Annotated in this window: 2 protein-coding genes; one reads left to right on the top strand and one right to left on the bottom strand. The window is 65.3% G+C overall.

Annotated features, from left to right (window positions below):
* Nucleotides 1-32: 32 nt before the first annotated feature.
* The gene (locus ACESY8_RS16700; protein ID WP_054339304.1) at nucleotides 33-3,461 is read right to left on the bottom strand and encodes a pyruvate carboxylase; all 3,429 of its coding nucleotides are present in this window, start codon (nucleotides 3,459-3,461) and stop codon (nucleotides 33-35) included.
* Between the two features lie 311 nt (nucleotides 3,462-3,772).
* Between ACESY8_RS16700 and ACESY8_RS16695 the strand changes: the two genes are divergently transcribed.
* Nucleotides 3,773-4,775, top strand: a 1,003-nt coding sequence (locus tag ACESY8_RS16695; RefSeq protein ID WP_498794879.1) for a DEAD/DEAH box helicase, incomplete at its 3' end; no start/stop codon positions are given.

Genomic DNA, 4,775 nt, shown 5'->3' with positions numbered 1-4,775 from the left:
CCCCCCCCCCCCCCCCCCCCCCCCCCCTGCGCTTACTTTATGGTGATGAGCAGCTCGCCGGCCTTGACGGAGCCGCCCTCTTTGATCAGCACCTGCTCCACGGTGCCTGCCATGCGGGCCACCACGTTCGTCTCCATCTTCATGGCCTCAATGACGGCCAGCACCTGGTTCTCCTCCACCGCGTCTCCGAGCTTGACGCAGATCTTGGACACCATGCCGGGGATGGAGGCCCCCGCCTGGCTCTTGTCGGAGGGATCGGCCAGCGTAACGTGCTTCACCTGTGCCTCGGCGTTCTTGTCGGGCACCGCCACCTCGCGGCGCATGCCGTTGAGCTCGAAGTGGACGTTGCGGGTGCCGTCCTCGTTGAGATCGCCCAGCCCCAGGTATTTGATGACCAGGGTCTTGCCGTCCTCGATGTTGATCTTGTTGGTCTCGCCCAGGGCCATGCCGTTGAAGAACACATGGCTGCCCATGCGCATGATGTAGCCGTACTCCTGCCGGTGGCGGAAGAACTCCTCCACCACCTTGGGGTAGAGGCACCAGGAGATGATGTTCTGCTCCGACGCGCCGGGGTAGAACTTCTCCACCTCCCGCCGGGCGGCGGCGAAGTCGACGGGCTCCAGCAGCTCACCGGGGCGGCAGGTGATGGGCTCCTCACCCTTGAGCACCACCTTCTGCAAGTCCTCGGGGAAGCCCCAGGCGGGCTGGCCCATCATGCCCTTGAAGTAGCTCACCACGCTGTCGGGGAAGGTGAGAGCCTCTCCACGCTCCACAATGTTCTCGGGGGTCAGCTCGTTCTGCACCATGAAGATGGCCAGATCACCCACCATCTTGGAGGAGGGCGTCACCTTCACAATGTCGCCCAGCATGTGGTTGACCTTGACGTACATCTCCTTGACGTCCTCGAATTGGTGGCCCAGGCCCAGGCTCTCCACCTGGCTCTTGAGGTTGGTGTACTGGCCGCCAGGCATCTCGTAGCGGTAGATATCGGTGGAGGGGTTCTTGATGCCCGCCTCAAACTGGCTGTAGCGCAGGCGCACGTCGGCCCAGTAGTCGGAGAGGGTCTGGAGCTTTTCGGGGTCGAGTCCGGTGTCCCGCTCCTGGCCCTGGAGGGCGGTGACCACCGCGTTCAGGGAGGGCTGGCTGGTGGTGGAGGACATGGAGTCGATGGCGCAGTCCACAATATCCACCCCTGCCTCGGCGGCCATCAGATAGGCGGCCACCTGGTTGCCCGAGGTGTCGTGGGTGTGCAGGTGGATGGGCAGGCCCACCTCGTTTTTCAGGGCAGTGACCAGCTTCTTGGCCGCGTAGGGCTTGAGGAGGCCGGACATGTCCTTGATGCACAGCAGATGGGCGCCCCGCTTCTCCAGCTCCTTGGCCATGTCCACGTAGTATTTGAGGGTATATTTATCCCGCTTGGGGTCGAGAATGTCACCGGTGTAGCACAGGGTGGCCTCGCACAGCTTGCCCTGCTGGAGCACCTCGTCTATGGCTATCTCCATGCCGGGAATCCAGTTCAGGGAGTCGAAGATACGGAATACGTCGATGCCGCTCCGGGCTGACTCCCGGATAAAGGCCCGGATGAGGTTGTCGGGGTAGTTGGTGTAGCCTACGGCGTTGGCCCCCCGCAGGAGCATCTGGAAGGGGATGTTGGGGATCTTCTCCCGCAGCAGGCGCAGCCGCTCCCAGGGGGACTCATGGAGGAAGCGGTAGGCCACGTCGAAGGTGGCGCCGCCCCACATCTCCAGGGAGAAGCAGTCGTTGAGGATCTCTGCCGTACCCTCGGCGGCCTTGAGCATGTCGCGGGTGCGCACCCGGGTGGAGAGGAGGGACTGGTGGGCGTCCCGCATGGTGGTGTCTGTGATGAGCAGCTTCTTCTGTCCCAGCACCCAGTCCCGCACCGCCTCTGGCCCCTTCTCGTCCAAAAGCTGCTTGAGGCCGTTGCACTTGGGCGGGGTGTGCTCGTAGGGCGGGAAGCGGGGAATGTCGAACTGGGCCCGCTCAGCGGAGGGGTTATCGACCTGTATCTGGGCGATGTACTTGAGCAGCTTGGTGGCACGGTCGCGGCCCACGTCGATGTCGAAGAGCTCGGGAGTCTCGTCAATGAACTTGGTGTGGCACGCCCCGGCCCGGAAGGTGGGGTGGGCCAGAATGTTGGTGACGAAGGGGATGTTGGTCTTGACGCCGCGGACATGCTCCTCGCTGATGGCTCGCATGGCCTTGCGGCACACCCCCTCGAAGGTGTTGTCCCAGGAGGTGACCTTGACCAGCAGGGAGTCGTAGTAGGGGGAGATCTCCGCGCCGGTAAAGGCGTTGCCGCCGTCCAGACGGACGCCGAAGCCGCCGCCGGAGCGGTAGGCGGTGATTTTGCCGGTGTCGGGGGCGAAGTTGTTGGCCGGATCCTCGGTGGTCACCCGGCACTGGAGGGCGTAGCCGTTCATGTGCACCGCGTCCTGGCTGGGGATGCCGATCTCCGGGGTGGACAGGGGGTGGCCCTCGGCGATGAGAATCTGGGCCCGCACCAGGTCTATGCCGGTCACCATCTCGGTGACGGTGTGCTCCACCTGGATGCGGGGGTTCATCTCGATAAAGTAGTGGTTCCCGCTCTTGTCCACCAGGAACTCCACCGTGCCGGCGGAGACGTAGCCCACGTGGCGGGCCACCTTTACCGCGTCCTCATAAAGCTTCTGCCGGGTGGCCTCCGGCACGGAGAAGGCGGGGGCGAACTCCACCACCTTCTGGTAGCGGCGCTGGAGGGAGCAGTCCCGCTCGAACAGGTGAACCACATTGCCGTGCTTGTCGCCCAAAATCTGCACCTCAATGTGCTTGGGCTCCACCAGGTACTTCTCGATGAAGATGTCCTCGTTGCCGAAGGCCTTCTTGGCCTCGCTCTTCACCAGGTTGAAGGCGGGGATGACCTCCTCCGGCTTGTCGCAGCGGCGCATGCCGCGGCCGCCGCCGCCGCCGGCCGCCTTGAGGATGATGGGGAAGCCATATTCGACAGCCTTTGCAAGGGCCTCCTCCCCGTCCTTCAGGGGACGGTCGGAGCCGGGGATGGTGGGCACGCCGCAGGCATGGGCGATGGCCTTGGCGGTCAGCTTGTCGCCCATCTGGGCCAGAATGGTGGAGGAGGGGCCGATGAAGGTGATGCCAGCCTCCTCGCAGGCCCGGGCGAAGTCGGCGTTCTCGCTCAAAAAGCCGTAGCCGGGGTGGATGGCGTCCACGTTGCGGCGGCGGGCCAGATCGATGATGGAGGGGATGTCCAGATAGGCCCCCAGGGGGGACTTGTTCTCACCGATGAGATAGGCCTCGTCCGCCTTGGTGCGGAAGAGAGAAAAGGTATCCTCGTTGGAGTACATGGCCACCGTGTGCAGGCCCAGGTCGTAGCAGGCCCGGAACACGCGGATGGCGATCTCGCCCCGGTTAGCCACCAGGACCTTGTTAAATTTGCATTCCGCCATGCTGTCCTTCCTTCCTGAATCAAATGAGTCCGATCGCGTCAAACAGACACCGTTCGGCTGCGGCGGCTCTCCGGCCGCCATGACCCCGCCGCCGGGGCGTGCGGGGAAATGCGATGTTAAGACTGATTATAGCAGTAAGGCGGATTTTTTGCAAGCGATTTTGTGTGTGGTTGCAAAACTTGGCGACACGCACAGGAAATTCAACCGGCCGGTTTTGCATTTGGCGGTTTCGCCGTCGGGGGGAAGGGGCCTTGCCACTGTCTGGGAAATATGCTACACTAAGACCTCACAGAGGAGAGGAGGGAGCATCCATGGCGCTGCGGCTTGGCGACGGGGTGGAGCGGCTGCCCGGCATCGGGCCGGCCCGGGCCAGGAGCCTGGAGAAGCTGGGGCTGGCCACGGTGGAGGATCTGCTGCGCTACTTTCCCCGGGACTATGAGGATCGCCGCCGGTTTTCCACCGTGGCGGCGGCCCCGGTGGACACTCCGGTGTGCCTGGAGCTGCTGGTGGCGGAGCCACCCCACCTCTCCCGCATCCGCAAGGGGCTGGAGCTGGTGAAGGCCCGCCTGGTGGACGACACCGGCAGCGTCACCGCCACCTTCTTTAACCAGTCCTATATGAAGGACGCCCTGCGCACCGGCGAGACGTACGTCGTCTACGGCCGGGTGGAGGGCCCGCCGGGGCGGCGTCAGATGACCAACCCGGTGTGTGAGCGGGCGGACAGGGCCCGCTTCACCGGCCGTATCCTGCCCATCTATCCCCTGACCCGGGGGATCTCCAACAACCTGCTGGCGGGGCTGACCCTCCGCTGCGTGGAGGAGTGCGCCGGGCAGATGGAGGAGACGCTTCCCGCCGGACTGCGGCGGGAGCACGCCCTGGCCGCCGCCGAGTTTGCCTGCCGGAACATCCACTTCCCCCGGGACGAGGAGGCCCTGGAGCTGGCCCGGCGGCGGCTGATCTTCGAGGAGCTGTTCTGCCTGGCCTGCGGCATGGCCCTGCTGCGCACCCGGCGCACCTGTGCGGAGGGCGTCCCCTTTTCCACACCGCCGGTGGAGGAATTCCTGGCGCTGCTCCCCTTCTCCCTCACGGCCGCCCAGCGGCGGGCCATGGAGGAGGTGGCGGGCGACACCGCCTCCGGCGCGCCCATGAACCGGCTGGTGCAGGGCGATGTGGGCTCGGGCAAGACCATGGTGGCGGCCTACGGGGCGTGGCTGGCGGCGAAAAACGGCGGCCAGTGCGCCCTGATGGCCCCCACGGAGCTGCTGGCCGAGCAGCACTTCCGCTCCCTGGCTCCGCTGCTGGGGCGGGCGGGGG

Origin of the sequence: Clostridium sp. ATCC BAA-442 (assembly GCF_964239415.1) — a bacterium.
Lineage (GTDB): Bacteria > Bacillota > Clostridia > Oscillospirales > Oscillospiraceae > Flavonifractor > Flavonifractor plautii.
Note: the sequence above shows the minus strand (reverse complement) of the source record. Positions and strands in the feature narration are given on the sequence as shown.

Excerpts from the sequence above, each read along its gene's own strand:
- ACESY8_RS16700 (WP_054339304.1), bottom strand. The coding sequence starts at position 3,461 with ATGGCGGAATGCAAATTTAACAAGGTCCTGGTGGCTAACCGGGGCGAG.